This is a genomic window from Pararhodonellum marinum (assembly GCF_015354735.1).
Taxonomy (GTDB): Bacteria; Bacteroidota; Bacteroidia; order Cytophagales; family Cyclobacteriaceae; genus Pararhodonellum; species Pararhodonellum marinum.
The window spans coordinates 416779-437119 of sequence record NZ_JACEFJ010000003.1 but is presented as its reverse complement, the minus strand read 5'-3'; the positions used below and the strand labels follow the sequence as shown (position 1 = coordinate 437119).

Annotated in this window: 5 protein-coding genes; all 5 read right to left on the bottom strand. The window is 43.3% G+C overall.

Features of this window, described 5'->3' with window-relative positions; translation table 11 throughout:
* Positions 1-319 precede the first annotated feature (319 nt).
* Genes H1A14_RS08935 through H1A14_RS08915 form a run of 5 tightly spaced genes read right to left on the bottom strand, consistent with a single transcriptional unit; the run spans position 320 to position 20340 of the window.
* Positions 320-2308: a sensor histidine kinase gene (locus H1A14_RS08935; protein ID WP_194775889.1), complete on the bottom strand. Its 1989-nt coding sequence runs from the start codon at positions 2306-2308 to the stop codon at positions 320-322.
* A complete protein-coding gene (locus tag H1A14_RS08930) occupies positions 2308-3363 on the bottom strand; it encodes a sensor histidine kinase (RefSeq protein WP_194775888.1) in 1056 nt (351 codons plus the stop codon). Before H1A14_RS08930 ends, H1A14_RS08935 begins: the two co-directional genes overlap by 1 nt.
* Positions 3364-4527 (bottom strand): FIST signal transduction protein, encoded by a 1164-nt coding sequence (locus H1A14_RS08925; RefSeq protein WP_194775887.1) that lies wholly within the window; start codon positions 4525-4527, stop codon positions 3364-3366.
* Positions 4524-12695, bottom strand: a complete 8172-nt coding sequence (locus H1A14_RS08920; protein WP_194775886.1) for an ATP-binding protein — start codon at positions 12693-12695, stop codon at positions 4524-4526. Before H1A14_RS08920 ends, H1A14_RS08925 begins: the two co-directional genes overlap by 4 nt.
* Position 12696: 1 nt before the next feature.
* Positions 12697-20340, bottom strand: coding sequence for an ATP-binding protein (locus H1A14_RS08915; protein WP_194775885.1), 7644 nt, complete (start codon positions 20338-20340; stop codon positions 12697-12699).
* Position 20341 lies beyond the last annotated feature (1 nt).

Genomic DNA, 20341 nt, shown 5'->3' with positions numbered 1-20341 from the left:
AATGCAATGCGGTATTCAATCATTGAAAAACTTAAACTAATCAATGATAATCTTAGCGTAATATCCTGATTTACTTCTTTTTTTGATTTAAAAACATGCTTAGGACTCAATCAAATTGCAGCCAAACTAAAAGTAATTTTCCTTTTCGATTTTAAAAGGTTATGATATGCTATATTACATATAAAGTACTGAAAATTAGTAACATAATCAAAAAAATTCTTGATTGTCTTCAATTGAAAATACCTTTTACTTAGTTTGAAAAATGTAGACGAGATGAACTACCGGATGTCTTGTCAAAATCAATGGAAATAAGTGGAATTTAATTTATAAAATTGGGAGATAAACGGTAATCATTGTGGATTCTCCCTCTTTCGATTCCACCGTGATTTGCCCCACCATGCGCCTTCACAATATCATAGCTCAGAGACAGGCCTAATCCAGTTCCAGAACCCGTTGGCTTGGTGGTAAAGAAAGGTTGAAAGATTTTGTCTTTGATGGAGTCGGGGATGCCGGGGCCGTTGTCAGAAATCGAGATCTGGATTGAGTCGCCAAGGTTTTTGGTGGTAATACCAACGGTCGGATGATTTAAGGGAATATCGAATTTGGAAGTGTCAGTACTGATTGAAGTTGAAGTACAAGCATAAAAAGCATTATTAAGAATATTCAACAATACCTTGCCGATATCGGCTCGGACCAATTCTATTTTGGGGATTGCTGGATCAAGTTCTGTGATCAGCTCGATTTCAACCTCTTTGTTCTTGGATCTGAAGCTTTGGTAGGCAAGGTTCAGATATTCCCCTGCCAGTTTATTGATGTCGGTCAGTTCTTTCTCCCCCGAACCGGTTTTGCTATGCTCCAACATCCCCTTAACTATGGCATCTGCCCGCTTGCCGTGGTGATTGATCTTCTCGAGATTTTGAGCAATATCATCCAACAATTCGCCTTCAAGAATTTCATCCCTTTCACCTTCCACCTTTGACCTTTCACTTTTTACCTCTTCCACCAACTCCGCACTCACCTCCGAAAAGTTATTCACAAAATTCAACGGATTCTGGATCTCATGGGCAATGCCGGCAGTCAGTTCCCCGAGGCTTGCCATTTTTTCGGATTGGATGAGTTGGGCTTGGGTGGATTTGAGCTGATGCAAAGCGGATTGAATTTCCTCTTTTTGCCTGGCAAGCAGCAGGTTAGCTTTTTGTTTTTGGCGATTGGCACGAATAAGGATGCCCCCTATGAACAAAAATACAATCAGTACAAACACAAATAAATAAGTTCGGTATCTACTCTGAATAGCAAGATTTTCTTTTTCGAGGTTTGCGAGTTCTCGTTCTCTGATCAAGAGAACTTGTTGAAAAGCAGCCATATTGGCAAACTTTCTTTTGGTCAAAACTGATCTTTCTACCTGAGCCTGTTCCAAATATCTGAATGCACTGTCAGGCTGGTTAAAATGACGAAAATGCCCGTAAAGGTTTTGATAAGCCGAGGCAATATCTATTTCAAACATCTGGATCTCTCGGATTCTCCTTAATTCATTTATGGATTGTCTTGCAAAAAAGTAACTGGAATCCATATTATTGAGATATCTGTAGGTCTCTGATAATCCAAGATTATTTGTGGCTTTGCCCACAGGATAGTTCTTTTCAATGGCATCCTCAAGACCATCCCAAAAAGCGTTTAATGCAGGTTCATACAGCTTCAATCTAAGCTTGATTGCACCATCAATGTATTTAATTTCAGGATATCCTTCGAAATTGTATAATTCCGGTGGATAGGACCTTGCTTCTTCAATTTTCATCTGAGCTGAATCCAATTCATTATTCGTGAGATATACAAAGGCCAATCCAGTTAAGGAAAAAACAGTATTCATCATATCTTCCTGTTCTTTGGCTATCTGATAAGCTTTTTGATAGTAGTAAAGCCTCTCTTCGATATTTCCTGTTGCCCCCATCAGGTGGCCATAATTAAAAGTTAAATTGGCAAGAATGCTCCAGTAGCTTTTTTCATATTCATTATCATGCTTGACTTTCTCAAAAAGTTTGATGGTTTCTGGATTTTCCCAAAAATCAAAAGCCTTCCTGAAGGCTTCATAAGCCCCAGCAAATTGACCCGTATTGGTTGCAATCCAAGCTTTGTTGCCCAACACAGCCATTAATTTTATGGCCGTCTGAACTCTGACAGAATCCAAAGAGGCATTTTTATATTGAATTTGCAGACTATCAATTCTTCTGTCCAATTGCCTTAGGTTTTGACCAAGGCAATAATCCTGGATCAAAAAGAAAAACAAAACCATTAAAATTCTTTGCTTCATCACTTTGGTTGTATTGGTAATTGAATGATAAACTTCGTTCCTGTTCCAACTTTACTCAACACGCTTAATTCTCCCCCGTGGGCTTTAATAATATCATTTGTAATACTCAGCCCAAGACCAGTTCCCTCAGTTCCTTTTTTGGTCGTAAAGAAAGGCTGCAGGATTTTGTCCTTGATGTCGTCAGGGATGCCAGGGCCGTTGTCTTCAACTTCGATCAGGAGTTTTTCTGATTGGAGTTTTGTCCTAATTGTAAGTTTCGGTGGTCGGATTTCAACTGTTGCCCGAAGGGCATCGAAAGCATTATTGCATAAGTTCAAAATCACCCGGCTAAAATCTTCTCCAATCAGGTGGACTTTGTCGATCCTGTCATCCAAGTCCAATTGGATATCTACATTAACAGGATTCTTTCCTGCCCGCATACCATGAAAACTCAGATTGACATATTCCTTGATAAGGGCATTGAGGTCAGTCGGTTCTTTCTTCCCTGATCCACCTCTTGAATGTTGTAGCATGGATGTCACAATACCATTTGCCCGAGAACCATGCTCGTGGATTTTCTCCAAATTGGCTTTTATATCCTCCAAAATCTCATCCTCAATTTCGTCCTCCTCCGTCTTGGGTCTTATGTCTTGTGTCTTGAGTCTTGTGTCTTGAATCTCTTCAATCATCTCCATTGACACCTCCGAAAAATTATTCACAAAATTCAGCGGGTTCTTGATCTCATGGGCGATGCCTGCAGTAAGCTGACCGAGAGAGGCGAGTTTTTCCTGTTGGATAAGTTGGGCTTGGGTGGCTTTGAGTTCTTCCAAAGATCGTTGAAGTGCCGAATTGGTTTCTTCAATGGCTTTCCTTTTCAGTTCAAGCTCCTCTATGGTTTCTTCAAGTAAAATGGCCGTGGTCCTTTTTACCTTTTCCGTACGGTCCAGTTTGAAGGCAAGGATATCAAATTCTTTTTTTGCCGTATTCAACACACCCAACAACATTTCCTTCTTATCGGCTTCAATGTGCGGATGAGACTTGACGAATTCGATCACGGTTTGGAGGCTGATTTCCATTTATTTCTCTTTCAATGCTACCCAGCAGCAGGTCATGTTATGAAATTCATTGTTGCCACCCGTGGCACGCCCATATTCCCCATAAGAAAAGAACCCCGCCATGGGCACATTATACACACTTTGTATTCCTTGCAATTCTTCGGAAGTCATAGGACCAAAGGCATCAATGCGTCCAATACAGGAAAACATAACAAGGGCATCGGCTTCGGTCATTTCTGTTTTCTGAAACTGTTTTGCATTTTCGCTGACCTCGGTCAATACATCAAAATCGGGCAAGAATGTGAATCTGAATTTATCACCGGTCTTTATTTTACCTGATACTGTAATCCCTTTAGTGTCCATGTTAAAGCCCATAGTAGCGCGAATTATGCTACTACTATCTTCCCTCATCAGGTTTAAAAAAATGTTCTTTAGGTTGAAATCCTTGAAATCTTCCGGAGAAAGATTTTCGCCCATATATTTCATCACAAGGTCAGTGGCAGGCTGGTTATCAATTTCAAGAATCCAGCTTCCTTCGGACTTTGTGATTACCTTTTCAGTACCAAAAGGCTTCATGCCAGTAGCGGCCCTTCCCTTTACCAATATCTTGTCTTCATTCATCACCAGCATCAGGATACCTTTGTTGCTAATGTTGGTGTTAGTGAATACAAAAGTTTCTTTGAACATCAGGTCGTCGCCTGCGGCACCACCCCAGATGGTTATATCATTTCCAGCCACATAGCCAACGGATTTTACAATTTTTTCACCCAATCCAATATCCTGAGGTTTTTCGACGCTGTTGCTTAGTAAAAAAGCCGGCTTTTCAAAAATCGTCAATGCTTGCGCTGTCATTGCCTTAGCTACTTCCACGACATCACTACCCGCATACTCATCATACCATATCCGGAAGTTGGCCGGGTCCATATCCATTAAAAGGATGGAAATCGCTTCATGACTGATGTCGCTATCTGAAATCTCACCACTAGTGGTGGCTCCAAAAACCTGAATATTTTCTCCGTCAAGTATGCTGATAATGGTATCTATATCTTGCTTTACAGAAATAAAGACCAGAGCAAGCGTTGGTTTAAATCCCTGCCCGTCAGGCAGGTGGGCTTCGGCCATACTTTCAGCTAGTGCTGTTTTAATTTCTTCGGCAGATCTTCCTTTGATTGATTTTGCTTTCATGTGTTTAGTTTGATTATAAACTTTGTCCCTTTGTCGATTACAGTTTCAATTTCCAATTCACCGCCATGCGCCTTCACAATATCATTAGTAATACTCAGCCCAAGCCCTGTTCCTTCTGTTCCTTTTTTGGTAGTGAAGAAAGGCTGAAGGATTTTGTCTTTGATGTCATCTGGGATGCCGGGGCCGTTGTCGGCTACTTGGAGAAGGATGTGGTCCTTTTCGGAGTTGGTGCGGACGGTAAGTTTTGGATGGTAGGCTTCAAGACCTGGCAGGTTTTTAGACTGAACCTTACTTCTCAGAGCATCAAATGCATTATTGCACAGATTGATAATCACCCTGGTAAAGTCCTCTTTGATCAGGGAAACCATACCCAAATCAGGATACAGATCCAAAGCGATCTCCACATTGATTGGGTTTTTTCCTGCCCGCATCCCGTGAAAACTCAGGTTGACATATTCCTTGATCAAAGCATTCAGATCAGTAGGTTCCATTTTCCCTGAACCGCCCCTGGAATGCTGTAGCATCGATGTCACAATACCATTGGCCCGAGAACCATGCTCATGTATTTTCTTCAAGTTTATTTTTATATCCTCCAAAATCTCATCTTCCATCTCCTCAAATTCCTCCCTTTTCATTTCATGATCCTGTCTGTCCGGCAGAAAGGTCTTGACTCTCGTCTCTCGTCTCTCGTCTCTCGCTTCTAATATCTCCTCAATCATCTCCATCGACACCTCCGAAAAGTTATTGACAAAATTCAGCGGATTCTTGATCTCGTGGGCGATCCCGGCGGTGAGTTGGCCGAGTGAGGCGAGTTTTTCTTGCTGGACGAGTTGGGATTGGGTGGCTTTGAGTTCGCTCATGGCGGATTCCACTTTGGCTTTGGCTTGTTCCAGCTTGACAAAATCCTCATAGCGGGCATAGGCAGTTGAGAAAGCATCAGCGACCGACTGAACCAATTGCAGATTTTCATTAGTCAGTGCGGCAGTGTTTCCTACATATACTATTCCTTGTAAAAACGGTACATAATGAAGATAAAGGCCACCTTTTGGAACACTATTCAAATATTGTTCACGGTTGATTAGCTGCCCTTCCTTGACCAATGAATCTGCGAGTGCTGAAAATTCTTCTGTGTCCCAGTGGGAAATATGAATTTTTTTTGCCCGCCATTCTTCAATGGCATTAAAAAAAGGATTGGAAGTATAAGGCAGATGAAATGCTGCAATGGCCTTGCCATCGGGCGTAGATAGAAATGTATGGATGAGTTCTTCCTTTTCATCCATGATGAACACCCCACACCGGAGAAACGGAATACCCAATGTGGTAAGTTCTTTCCAGATAAGTGGGGTGATCCGTTCCAGGTCATTGGCGGTACGCATGGAGGCGATCTCTGCCCGGACCCGGTCTAGGGAAGCTTGCTTGACCGCTTCTTTTTCCCGGTATTCGGATTCTAAAAGGTCTTTATAACGGCGGTAGGTTATCTCCACGACACGTGAAAATTTCTTTAAAATGCCGATCTGTCCTTCCGAGTGCGGTTCGGCCGACCAGGCGTATAGACATCCTTCTTTGAAATAGAGGAAGCAGCCAAAGTGTTTTGTATCAGTTCCCTGTCCCTGCACATTCACATACCCCTGTAGCGCCGCATAGTAACTATTTATTTCCTCCCCTTCCAGAATGGGGAAGTAATCCTGTTGCTGCTTAAAGTGATCGTAACAACTATCAAGAACCGGGTGACCTTCTAACCTGAACTTTCCGCTCACTTCAAGAATATGGTCTTTCCCGTCAATTCGGGATGTGACTATTTCACCTTCTGGACGATCCGGATTGACCAATCCCAGTCCTAAGCGGATTGTTTTAATATTTAATCCCTTCAGTTCCTCAAAAATGGCGGTAATCGTCTGCCGTAGATCTTCCGAATTGTGCATGGCCAAGGCTTTGGCACGGACCCGTTCCAGAGATGCCTCGATTTGTGATTCCCTGGCTTGATTTTCAGCTTTTTGAAGATCGAGGAAGCGGGTATAAGTGAGGTCAAAAACCTGAGCGAAGCGCTTGAAAATTTCTTCCGCTTCACAGGGAACTTCGGTAATGATGACCAGGTAACCGGTCTTAAAGTAGGCCGCGTGTAGTCGCTGCCAGTTTGGCCTGGAAATGCCTGAGGCTTCCATTTCCTCAAATATCTTCCTGGATATTGGAATATTCATCAACCAATCGTAATGTTCCTGTAGTACTTCATCTTGCAGTGTTACTGTCCGATAGCTTTCGCCTTTTATCCATCCTTTATAGAGGCTTTCATGCGCATAGTCTCCAATATTGGGGAGGAAGAACGGTTGAATCAAACCATTATTTAAGCTCAGCCACCACTCATCTTCTTGGCGATTAGGTTCGCAGAGCACAAAACCGCAAGTCCAAAGATTATCAACCAGCGCATTCATCTCTCTAAATAAAACCGTGGCGACTTCTCCCAACTCCTCGGCTTTTTGCATGGCCATGGTTCGGGAGCGCACTTTTTCGAGGGCTACCTCGATTTTTGCCTCTTTGGCTTGAGCTTCTGACTTTTTAAGATCGAGGAAGCGGGTGTAGGTTTGGTCAAAAACTTTAGCAAAACGTGTGAAGATATCGTGGGCATCGGGAATAGGGTCAAGCGTAATGAACAGAAGGTTACCGTGTGAGAAGTGGGCTGTATGGTGTACTTGCCGCTCAGGCATCAGGTGGCCGGCAGATTCAGATTTTTTAAATGCCTCGTCCAGTAAAGGAAAAGATCGTAAATACTGGAAATACGACTTCATCTCTTCACCGTTCAGGTCTTTTACGATGAAATCGTCTCCCTTTTTCCAGCTATCATACTGTTCTTCATGCCATTTTTCTTCTTCAATAGGCATCCGGAAGGGTGGATTCATGGAGCCATCCGCATTACACATCCAGGAAACAAGGTGCCCCTGTTTTTCATCCCAAATAGTGAATCCGCTGCTATATGTATGAACACCCAACGCTTCCATCTGCTGAAACAACAGGGAAGAAGCTTCAGCCAATTCATCACTATTGTGCATAGCCATGGTCCTGGCGCGGACACGCTCCAAGGCTAACTGAATTTCAGATTCTCTTGTCTGGGCTTCGGCTTTTTGCAAATCTTCAAAACGTTTATAGGCCAAATCGAACGCAGCTCCCATTTTGGTCAAAAGGGTTTCCATTTCATCCGGTGGTGGATTTAATAAATCAATGACCAATTTTCCATTGTTCAGTTTTTTGACGGCATGATGTAACTTATTTATTTGTGTGGACTCAATAAATTCCTCTACTTCATCTGCCACTACATTTTTATTGTTTTCTCGCAGCCATTCGATAAATCTTTTAAAGTCTTTTGTTTCCTCTACTTCCAAAAAGTAATTTTCTGGATTTTCCCAGACACGCTTTACATATAGATTTGGATCTCTTTTTTTGAATTTAAAAGAAAGGACAAAAGGTATTTCATCACCATAACTATTTTCATCAAGCGAAGACAAATCCCACATTCTTACCTTGTCTTCACCTTCTTTAAGGATAATTGTAGCAGCAATCACGTCTGGAATATCCAATGCCATTACCTCATTTTTTAGTTTAGTTACAACCCCTAATATTTCTTCAGATTTAAACATAGCCAGTGCCCTGGCCCTAACGCGTTCCACGGCAAGGTTGATTTGTGCTTCACGGGTCTGTTCTTCTGCTTTTTGAAGATCCAAGAAGCGTTGGTAAGCCCTTCCGAATTCATTGGCAAATTTTACGACTATTTGTTCTTCTTTTTCGGTTGCAGGTCGCACCTGATTCATTCCTATGTATCCAAATGGATGCTTACCTGCTGTATGGTAAATACCATCGGGATAATCATCCGGCGTAATCTTTGAACCTTCGGGCATGGAAGCAAATGACTCGTGAAAAACTTCCCAAACCTGTGGAAGTGTTTCTTTGGGGAAATGCAGCCTGTTGATGGAATAAGGATCGGCGCTTTTCCAACTTTCCACCATTTCTTTCCAAGTATCCATGGCATCCAGTGCAACGGTTTGTTCACCAAAACTCCTGTTGCCGAATTTCCCGGTTTCTCTGAAGGTAAATTTGTTATTGGCAATATCAAGTACGGTCATGTGGGTTGACATGGGAAAAATACCGAGTGTGTCAAACTGCTCACATAAAACGGCCAATACTTCATCCAACTCATCTGAATGATGCATAGACATTGCTTTGGCACGAATTCTTTCCAGCGAAGCTTCTATCTGCGCTTCTCTTGCTTGGGCTTCTGCTTTTTGAAGGTCGAGAAAGCGGATAAAGGACTGTTCAAAAACTCTTGCAAAACGAATCAGGATTTCTTTTTCATCTTCGGATGGCAGATCACCCTGAATGGAAGGTATCATAATGGCAGAATTTTTAGCCCAGGCCCAGGCAATACCATGGTTTTTGCTCTCTAAAATGAGTTTTTTGTAATCTTCTGAGAGTTGCCGGTAATCGGAATGCTCAAAGGCATGGTTGAAGAAGGTATTTTTGACTTCAAAAGAAAACACTTTAGCAAAATAGCTATCGCCCCTTTCTTTTGATTCCCAGGCTTCATCGAACAATTCATCTTTGAAATAGGGCAATAAAAAAGCAATTGAAGGGTTACAGGGATCTTCGCTAGCTGTCCAGTGTAGCACATCTTTAGAATCCTGGAAATAGGTACAAATTACAGCGCCCCATGTATCAAGGATTACCCCCGTGTTCTTTAACTCTTCAGCCACAACCCGCACTACTTCCTGTAATTCATCGGTTTTGTGCATCGCCATGGAACGTGACCTTACACGCTCCAAAGCCGCTTCGATCCTTGCTTCCCTTGCCTGTGCTTCGGCTTTTTGAAGATCAAGGAATCGGGTGTAGGATTGTTCAAAAACATTGGCGAATCGTTTGAAAATATCATGGGATTCAGGGGCCGGTTCATAGGTGATGAAGAGGACATAACCATATTTGAAAAATGCCACATGGTCAATCTGGGAAGCTGGAAATGGGATTCCGGCGGCCTTCATTTGAAGCAATTGCTCTCCTACTCCCGGCAAGCTGCACAGGTATTCGTAATGCGCAGGACAAGCTTCCTCCCCGATTTCATTGACCAATAATGTCTCTCCTCTTTGACCAGCTTCAAAATATTGCAGAAATAGGCCTTCCCTTGGAGTTCTATAAGTAGGAAAAGTACCCTGACCATTGCTTCCCCATTCCACAGAACCCCTAGGGTCATCATCGTAGATGTTAAATGCACAAAACCAGCTTTCCATTCCCAGAACTTGCACTTGCTTGACCAACTCAAGTGAAATATCAGCCAGTTCCTCACTTCGGTGCATGGCGAGGCTTCGGGCTCTCACCCTTTCCAATGCCAACTGAATCTCTGCTTCTCTTGCTTGCGCTTCTACTTTTTGTAGATCTAGGAAGCGGGTGTAAGCCTGCTCGAAAACTTTACCAAAGCGTTCGAGGATCTCCAAATCATCTTCAGTTATTGGATTGAGACTTACTGTTTGTAATCCGCTATACTTAAAGAATGTAAAGCCCGCTACATAGCGTTCTAGAGCTTTATTTGCATCTTGGACATGCTTTGGAAAACGCCTGAATTCAGTTTCAGAATAGAGGTATTCATCATAGATTTTTTTTTCTTCGCCTTCTATGATGTACACAAATCGCTTTTTCTGAGCTTTCCAAGCATCCCACATGGCGTGATGGAAGGGATAATCTTCAAATTTCATGTAATAGGATTCCGGGTCTTTCCCGGTTTCGGGGTTAGCTGCCCACACCGTATTGCTCATGTCTTGTTCATCAATCAAATTGATGATACAGAAGGTAAGGGTAAATTCAAGATTGGTGAATTCCCCGAGTAGTGTATCTACCACCGCGGATAATTCTGAGGAATGATGCATGGCCAAACTGCGGGACCTGACTCTTTCTAATGCCGACTCTATTTTGGCTTCCCTTGCCTGCGATTCGGCTTTTTGAAGATCGAGGAAGCGGGTGTAGGATTGCTCAAAAACATTTGCGAAACGCTTAAGAATGGATCGGTCATTATCTGTAATATCCTCATTCTTTGCCATTGCTATCACCCCATATTTATGGTTACAATCGACAATTTCCACGCGTTTCATACGTTTCTTTTTCTGGATTTGATGAAAACTTGGATGATTCGTCAGCGCAGACAACTCCTTCATCACTTTATCCACTTCCCTTAGGCCATTCCATGATAAATAGGAAAACTCTTCACCAGCTTTCCAGGTTTTTATTGATAGATTCTCAAAGGGTTCAAGGGGTACTAGAGCGGTGTATGCTTCATTAATTACTCCCTTTACGGGAGAAAACCAACAGTCGGAGACTCCTTCTTCCAAGCGGAAAATATTGATCCATACTTGATAAAAATCAAGGTCCAATTCAGAGAACTGTAAAAAAAGCATTTCTACCACTTTTCCCAGTTCATCGGTTTTGTGCATTGCCATTGAGGCTGATCGTACCCGCTCTAATGACACTTCTATCTGCGCTTCCTTTGCCTGCGCTTCTGCTTTTTGAAGATCGAGGAAGCGGCGATAAGCCAAATCAAATGCAGCCCCCATTTTTGGCAAAATAAATTCCATTTCAACAGGAGGTGGAACAGTAAAATCCAGATTAAGTTTTCCCTTTTCCAAATGAACAGTTGGGTGCCAGGTGTGCTCTATTTTTGCAGCTCTAATAAATTCTCTGTAATTATCTGCTGCGGTTTCATCAAACTCCCTAATCCATTTTTCGCATTTGATAAAGTCGTCGCCACTCATTTCTATCACACTATATTTTTCACTCGCATTCCAAATTCTTCTCACCCATAAGCCTGGGTCAGTATCTTCTAATCTAAATGTGAAATCAGAGCTTAGCTGCGGTCCTTGTTCCGATTCTTTTAATTCTGTAATATCCCATACTCTAATTTTGTTGTCATCGTGCTCAAGGTAAATGGTTGCAGCTGTTACTCCGCTTAAATTCAATCCTTCCATTTGTTCTTTGAGCGTCATTGCCACCTGCAGAATCTCTGTTGATTTATGCATGGCGAGTGCTTTTGCCCTAACTCTTTCAACGGCAACTTCAATTTGGGCTTCCCTTGCCTGTGATTCGGCTTTTTGTAGGTCGAGAAAACGGATATAGGCTTGCTCGAAAACTTTGCCCACCCTTTTCATGATTTGAATATTTTCAGGCGTAGGAAGTTTGCCTTCAAAACTGGGAATGCATATTCCCGAATTCTTAGCAAGTGTGATGGCAATGGCATAGCCTGGAGCCTGGAGTAAAGAGGATTTAAATGCTACAGGAAGGTCTTTGTAATCCGTATGCTCAAAACCATGTGCTAGCCAGGTATTCTTTTCTTCGAGCGTATAAATCTTTGTGAAAAAATCTTCCCCACTTTCCTTTGCATCAAAAAGGTCGGAAGAGATCGGGTGGTCAAAATAGGGTACACTGAGTGAAGAAACCCCATCAGGCAAGGGCAGCCATTGCCTGATATTCCTTGATACATCTTCAAAAATAAAAATGCTTACCGTTGCAAAACCCATGTCCACGCTTAGCCCTTGCATTTGTTCAAACAGCACCTTCACTACCTCTCTTAGGTCCTCAGTTTTTTGCATGGCCAAAGAGCTGGAACGGATTTTTTCCAAAGCAGCCTCAATCTGTAATTCACGGTTATTTTGCTTTAATGCCGCTGTCTGCTCATCAACTAATTGTTGAAGCTTCTCTTTTTCCCTTTTCCACTCCTCCATGTGCCATGGATCATTTTCCGTATCTACTGGGGTTGAAGTGTGCCAATGGGTGAGTTTCCATTGGTTGTCCAGGTATTCCATCACACAGGTGGCCCGCATAAAGATGGTATGAATTTCTTCATCAGAAGAAAGAGTTAATGTAAATTCTTCAATGATGCAGGCATTGTTTCCACCGTTAGATATTCGCTTGGCAATTCTTTTGCGATCAAAAGCAGGCTTCATGTTTCCCATTTGTTCATACTGGGATTTGAATAAAGCCTCCACACCTTCAAAGGACAGGATCCTCTCATCTTTTGCAGTGCCATATACCATGGGGTCGGGGCCTATGATATCCGATATATCTTCATAGGGAACTATACAGAAGCCTACATTTAAGATCCGTTCATAGGTCTCTTCGAGGTCATTTTTCTTCTTAGCGTCCATGCTATACCTTTTTTTCTAATTGAATGATGAAGGCAGTACCTTCACCTATTTTGGTTTCCAACTTCAATTGCCCTCCATGGGCTTTAATGATATCATGCGTAATACTCAGCCCCAGCCCTGTTCCCTCAGTCCCTTTTTTGGTGGTAAAGAAAGGCTGCAGGATTTTATCTTTGATGTCGTCGGGTATTCCCGGCCCATTGTCCTCAAGTAATAACCGAACCCGACCATTCTCAAGCATTGTGGTCACCCTTAATTTCGGATCATACCGAAAATCACCAGAATCCCCATCTTGTATCTTGTGTCTTGTGTCTTGTGTCTTCATAACCTTCTCCCGCATCGCATCAAAGGCATTATTGCACAGATTGATAATCACCCTGGTAAAGTCCTCTTTGATCAGAGACACCATGGCCAAATCAGGATCCAGATCCAAGGCGATTTCCACATCGATCGGATTCTTTCCTGCCCGCATCCCGTGAAAACTCAGGTTGACATATTCCTTGATCAGGGCATTTAAATCAGTAGGTTCTTTCTTCCCTGATCCACCTCTTGAATGTTGTAGCATGGAGGTCACAATGCCATTGGCGCGTGAACCATGTTGATGGACTTTTTGCAGATTGGACTTGATATCCTCCAGATTTTCCCGAATAAGTGTCTCGTCCCTGCCTGCCAGTGAGGCAGGTCTCGCATCTTGACTTATAGGAAGGAGTGGCTTCTCCATCTCTTCCAAAGCCTCCTCAATCATCTCAATTGACACCTCAGAAAAGTTATTGACAAAATTCAGCGGATTCTTGATCTCATGGGCAATGCCGGCGGTAAGCTGACCGAGGGAGGCGAGTTTTTCCTGTTGGACGAGTTGGGATTGGGTGGCTTTGAGTTCGTTCATGGCGGATTCCACTTCGGCCTTGGCCTGCTCCAGCTTGACAAAATCCTCATAGCGGGCATAGGCAATAGAAAAAGCCTTGGCCAATGTCTGTACCAATTCCAATTCCTTTTCATCCAAAGGACTGACTGCACCAACATATAGCATCCCTTGGGTAAATGGAACAAAATGCAAATCAAGAGATTCGGGAGGTGCTGCGGTACCCTGATAAGTACTGCCATCCTGAATCTGATCTTCTTTCATCAATTGGTTGATCCACTGGATAAAGTCCTCCTTGTTCCAATGCTGCTTAAACACCTCTCCCTTCCGCCAGGCCTCCACCGTCTGATAGGTGAGTTGGCTGGCCTTGTAGGGAAGCCGCAAAACCCCAAGCGAGTTGCCTTCTGGTGAAGAAAGGTAGGCTTCGACTATTTTTTGGTTTTCCTGGATGATAAAAACCCCACAACGGATAAATGGAACACCCAGTACGGTCAGCTCTTTAAAAATCAGCGGTGTGATTCTGTCAAGGTCATCAGCATTTCGCATGGATGAAATGTCAGCGCGAACACGGTCCAAAGAAGCCTGTCGCATGGCGGTTCGGGCGCTGGCTTGGGCCATTTGCAAATCCCTGAAACGGGTATAGGCAAAAGAAAATACTGCCGTAGCTCTTTTTAAAAGTTCCCAGCTTTCTGAGGAAATCTCTCCTGGAGCTGCGGCACCGATATAGCCGTTGGAAAATTTGTACAAATGATAGGTACGATCGGGAATAGTTTCTCCATAAAAATTGCTGGTCCCAAAGAGGTCGCATTTTTCTTCACAATATCGGATCCATTCTATCCTTCCCTCACCCTGCATCAGGATGGAAGTTTGTTTTGCTTTGGACCGGTAAAATTCATCCATCTTTCGGCCCACCCAGGTATCCTGAAGGTCAATAGTCATCTGGTCTGTTATCGCTTTGTCAGGGTTATCCGGATTCTTGATGGTAAACCAACATTGGGTCAATCCGCTGCTTTCATCCTGGATGTATATGGAGCTGGTTTCCAATTCCTCTACGCCCAATGCACCCATTTCTTCCCTTAGCAGTTCCGCTACCTCAATCAGTTCATCAGGGCTTTGCATGGCCAAGGACCGGGAGCGCACTTTCTCAAGCGCATTTTCAATTTGAGCTTCTCTGGTCTGCGCTTCAGCCTTTTTCAGATCTAAAAACCGAGTGTAGGTTTGGTCAAATACCGAGGTAAAGCGTTTAAATATACCATGAGCATCCGGAACTGGCTCATAGGTGATGAACAGGAGAAATCCGTGGCCGAATTTGCAGAGGTGGTTGATCTGATAGGTGGGAAGAGAGAGTCCCTGCTCTTCAATGTTCTTAAATGTAGATTGCAGGTCGGGGAAGGTTTTCATGTAGGCATAGTGATCTTCCAACGCTTTACCACCGAGTTCCTGAACAAACATTGTATGATCACTCGGAATGAATTCACCCATTTCATCAAAAGATGCTTCACCAAACAAGCGAAGCTGAAAAGGCGTTTGCATGATTCCTTCGCTACTCATCCAGGCAGTAGCTGTTTTTTTATCTTCAGCGAGAATATTGTAGCCACAACTCCAGGCAGGGATACCAAGCGACCTCACTTCTGTAAACAGCAGGTTGGCTACTTCAGGCAGCTCATCGCTTGACTGCATGCCCATCGTTCGCGATCGGACTTTTTCGAGGGCTGCTTCGATTTTGGCTTCCCTTGCCTGGGTTTCGGCTCTTTGGAGATCGAGGAAGCGGGTGTAGGTTTGTTCGAAAACTTTGGCAAAGCGCTTAAAGATTTCCGGTTCGGGATAAGGTTCCAGCGTGATGATCAATAAATACCCCTTTGAAAAATAGGCGGCATTCCACTGCTGCTTTTCAGGAAAGGAAAGTCCTTCGTCAATGATTTTTTGGAAAAACAGCCTGACCTCCGGAAGGGACAACATGTAATCGTAATGGCTCTTGAGCGCTGCTCCTGACTTTTCAATGGATAGAAAATCAGTTTTTTTCTGCCATTCCCGATACATTTGCTTATGTGCAGGATCAGTGGTGTTCGGAATAGCAACGGGCGGGAATACCCCATTTTCATTGGCGAACCAAAATTCATCCTTTCCAACATGCTCTTGGCACAAGCCAAATCCTGTGCCCCAGAGATTGCCGCCCAATGCCCTAAGCTGTTCGAAAAGTACAAAGGCTGCATCTGCAAGTTCTTCGGACTTTTGCATTGCCATGGTGCGGGCTCGCACACGCTCGAGGGCCAGTTCAATTTGTGCTTCACGGTGTTGCCGCTCTGCGGATTTCAAATCTTCAAAACGCTTATAGGCCAAATCGAAGACTCCGGCAAAACGTATTAAGGTATCTACCGCATTTTTAGGTGGGTCTGTCACTACGCCCGGCAGGCTGTAACCGATTTCCCCGTGTGTGGTTCGTGCCATTACAAAAGTGAGGCCGCCAATATGCCGGATTTCATCCAGCGTAGGCGCTTGAGGATCCACTTGCTCAAAATCACCGAGGGTGATCATTTTGTGAACATAATCCACGGCCGTTTCTACTTCCATCGCAAGAACTACGGTGGGCTCCTTCGTCTTTTCCCAATCGGCTACCAAAGGTATATCTCCGTGGATGTGCCGGGGAAGTGTCATCACCATACCGATTTTGGTACCATCACCGGAAGTCATCGCTTTATCATACCGCTCCGGCAGCCAACGCATGTGCCAGAAGTAATGCGCTTCATGACCAAGCTTAACAAATTCGGCCCGCATGGTTACTACAATATCGAGTAAATCGGAGGATTCCTGCATGGCAGTGACCTGGGACCGGATCCGCTCAAGGGAGAGTTCTATCTGTGCCTCTCTTGCCTGTGCTTCGGCTTTTTGGAGGTCAAGAAATCGGGTGTAGGTTTGGTCAAATACTTTTCCGAAACGTTTGAGAATAGCATTTTCAGCTTCAGAAAATTTTTCTCCAAAGTGGTTGATTATAAAAATACTTGTATGCTTAGATACAGCACAAGATCGTGTATATCCGCCCGGTGCTGATAGCGTATTATTTTTCTCTTTGGCACTCAGTTTTGACCAAGGCTCGTGCTGAAATAAAAAGGTGAAAAATTCTATTTTCTCTTCTTGGGTGTATTCCTCGGTAAAAAATCCAGGACCGTTTTTTATCCCGTTTAATAGATGAGTATAGAATGGTTTTTCAAAGTGGGGGATATGGATCCTATCCGAAGTGTCTGCAGTGCCGCCCGAACCCCAACATTGGATTTCATTATCAATTTCATTGTTGATGACAATAAAAGATCCGCCAGAAATGGATATGTTCAGATTAAGCAACTCCTGATGAACGGCATGGATCACACTTTGTAGTTCAGCAGTTTTATGCATCGCCAAACTTTTGGAACGTACCCGTTCCAATCCCGCTTCAATCTGTGCTTCCCTCGCCTGTGCTTCCGCTTTCTGGAGATCAAGGAAGCGGATATAAGCCTGATCAAAAACCCTAGCAAAACGCTTGATGATGTCGATTTCACTTTCAGCTAATACCTTCCCTTCAAAATCATTTACATTAAACACTGCATTCTTAACCGCCACCATGGAAATGGTATAGGTGGTGCTATCGAATATCATGCGCTTGATATCCTCGGGCAAATGCCTGAATTCAGCAGTATGTTCAATCACATAGTTGTAGAAGGCATCTTTTTCTTCTTTTGAATAATGGCCCACATAATAATCCAATTGCTCTTCTATGGCCCCGTATAAATCTTTAGGTACCGGATTATCAAAGTAAGGAAGACGATAATTAGTGATGACCAGGCCAGCATCATTTTGACCGCAGACAAAAGCATTTAAATCTTTTGATCCTTCCATGTTTGTGGCGATGCCAACGGCAGTAAATGGGATTTGCAGGTCTTTTAATTTTTCGAAAAGAACAGAGACCACTTCTTTTAGCTCATCACTTCTATGCATGGCTAAGGACCGGGAACGGACTTTTTCCAGTGCAGCTTCTATCTGTGCTTCCCTTGCCTGTGCTTCCGCTTTTTTGATATCAAGGAAGCGGGTATAAGTTTGCTTAAATTCTTTTGCAAAACGTTCAAAAATTGAAAGTTCCTCATCTGTGAAGGGTTTCAGATCCCAGCGAACTATGGAAACGGTTACTTCCTCCAAAAACGCATCCACAATTGTTGAACCGGGATTGGAATAAACTAAACCCATAATTTTTTCTGGAACAGCAGGCGCATATTTCCAATAGTGATCCAGAAATTCGTCTTTTTCTTCTTTTGAGAAAAATTTAGTCTGAATAGGATTGCCTGTCCTTTCATACTCCTCAACAGCCTTAGCTGTTTTGGTAAAGTATGGAGTATCAATGTAGGGAATGTGAATTTTGTGTGTGAGGTTATCTGCACTTGGGACATAACTCCATAATTCCCAATCTCTAGTTTTTGTGATGGCTCCTTCAATAAAGGTAACGTCAGTGAACCTCACATCCAGATCACTAAGTTGTTGGCCGAATAATTCAATAATGCCAAGTAGGTCTGACTGGGTTTTCATCGCCATGGTTTTGGCCCGAACTCTCTCTAATGCCAATTGAATTTGTGCTTCCCTCGCCTGGGCTTCAGCTTTTTGGAGATCGAGGAAGCGGGTGTAGGTCTGTTGAAATACTTTTCCAAAGCGCATCAGAATCGCATTCTCTTCGGCCGTATAGGGAGTCATTGAATAATGCTCAAAATACAATCCCACATTGTCCAGCAATACGGTGGAGATGGCAAGTGCCGGTTTGCTGAAAATGGCTTGCCGTGCTTCTTCCGTCAATTCCGGAATCAACGCGAAAAGATCCCGGTAGAAATTGTTCTTTACTTCAAAAGGGAGCAGGTTGGCAAAGAAAGATTCTTGCCTGGCTTTGGCCTCGAGGTAACTGTTCCAATGGGGCGAATCAAAATAGGGAATGGTGATTTCGGTGGGCACTCCTTGTTGTTGGTCTGCCAGCCAAATATGCATATCTTCCCGTTCTTTGTAATCCAAAATAAATCCGGCATGATCAACATGGATATTCAATCCCACAAATTGGTCGAATACTACCTGAATGACTTCTTTGAGTTCTTCGGTATGGTGCATGGCCATGGTCCTTGCCCTAACCCGTTCCAGAGACAACTCGATTTCTGCCTCACGGGCTTGGGATTCTGCTTTAACCAAATCCAAATACCTTCTATAGGTTTGTTCAAACAGAGAACTGAAACGTTTGGTAATGTGAATCAATTCAGGTTGGAATTCATTGGGACTGAAGGCATAAAAAAATCCATGCTCAAATATGAAACAGTTTTGGATTTCCTTTTTTGGTAATTTTTCTAAAGGTATCTGTATTTTATAGTCAGGCGCATTATTGAGCATTTGGTAGTAATCCAACAAATCCTCTCCTTCCAATACATACTTGTGGAAGGAAATCTGTGCTTTCCAAGCCTGTCGGGCACTTTTCAGCAAAGGGTGCGAGGCCATATCAATATTGCCGATATGCATGTTGACTTCCTCTCCGGTTTTGCGAGCTGTCCAAAGTTGATTGTTTTCGTTCTCATGATTTAAGATTCCAATTCCAAATCGGGTCCCTCCATCCACTCCCAAGGCAGTGAGTTCACTAAACATCTTGACCACACAATTCCCCACATCCTCGCTGCTGTGCATGGCCATGGTCTGGGCCCTGACCCTTTCCAGCGCTGCCTCTATTTGTGCCTCTCTCGCCTGCGCTTCCGCTTTTTGGATATCCCGAAACCGCTGGTAAGCCAAGGAAAAAACCTGATGAAAACGCTTGAACAAAGTCAAAACATCTTCAGTAATTGGCTGATACAAAGTCAGTCCAAGTCCCCCCTCCCCAATGGACAAAAAACAATAATCCAATGCTGTGGCTTTATCCAAAAATGGATCAGGAAAATGGTTTTCTTCTTTTCGGTGTGTGCGAAAGTCTTCGAGTTCCTCACCGATTAGATTACCGATAAAAAAACCGTCCCGAGAAGCAAGCATCTGCTTGACCATGCCATGTTCTACCGGACTTTTGAGGTATTCGGTTTTTTCTATGGTGGTTTTTTCGTAAGGAGTGAAATACTGGTAGCAGAGGTATTGCCCGATGTTTTCTTCTATAATTGCAAGCTGAACATTTCGAATTTTTTCTACTCCAAAATCCTGCAACTGGTCCGAAATAATCCGACAGACATCGAGCATATCCTCGGGTTTTTTCATGCTCATGGCCACAGCTCGCACTTTCTCAAGAGCCGCTTCGATGGCCAATTCCCGGTTTTTGTTTTCCAGTTCGGCAGTGCGACGCTTGACCGCATCCTTGAGTTCAAGGTTTTCTTTGCTGATTTTCTCTAAGGCAATTGTTTCCCCTTCCTGCACCCGCATATCAGGAAACGAACCATGCTGCTGAAATACTTTCCATCCTGATTCGGTTTCTCTTAGAAAAGTGGATAATCTGATTTTAGAATAAAAATTCCATACTGAGTCCGTAAGGACATAGACATCGCATTGCTCATTGACCAGCATCAAATTGTCCACAGGAATTACATCAATTTGCCTGTTTCGCATCTCTACTTTACCAACTACCTCGTGCAGTTGGGCTTTCAAAAATTCGATCCCATCAGTTTTGGAATGGCAGACTTCAGTTTCTGAAGTTCCGATCATTTCAAAATAATCATCCAAAGTGGAGGCGAAGGTTTCCAAGTCTCCAATGGTGTAGCTTTCCCAGTAGGTATCGTAAACTTTCCGTGCGGCTAATACCTTACTTATTTCATTATGCATC

Bases quoted from the DNA above. Each gene is read 5' to 3' on its own strand.
- H1A14_RS08935 (WP_194775889.1), bottom strand. From the start codon at position 2,308: ATGAAGCAAAGAATTTTAATGGTTTTGTTTTTCTTTTTGATCCAGGAT.
- H1A14_RS08930 (WP_194775888.1), bottom strand. From the start codon at position 3,363: ATGGAAATCAGCCTCCAAACCGTGATCGAATTCGTCAAGTCTCATCCG.
- H1A14_RS08925 (WP_194775887.1), bottom strand. From the start codon at position 4,527: ATGAAAGCAAAATCAATCAAAGGAAGATCTGCCGAAGAAATTAAAACA.
- H1A14_RS08920 (WP_194775886.1), bottom strand. From the start codon at position 12,695: ATGGACGCTAAGAAGAAAAATGACCTCGAAGAGACCTATGAACGGATC.
- H1A14_RS08915 (WP_194775885.1), bottom strand. From the start codon at position 20,340: ATGCATAATGAAATAAGTAAGGTATTAGCCGCACGGAAAGTTTACGAT.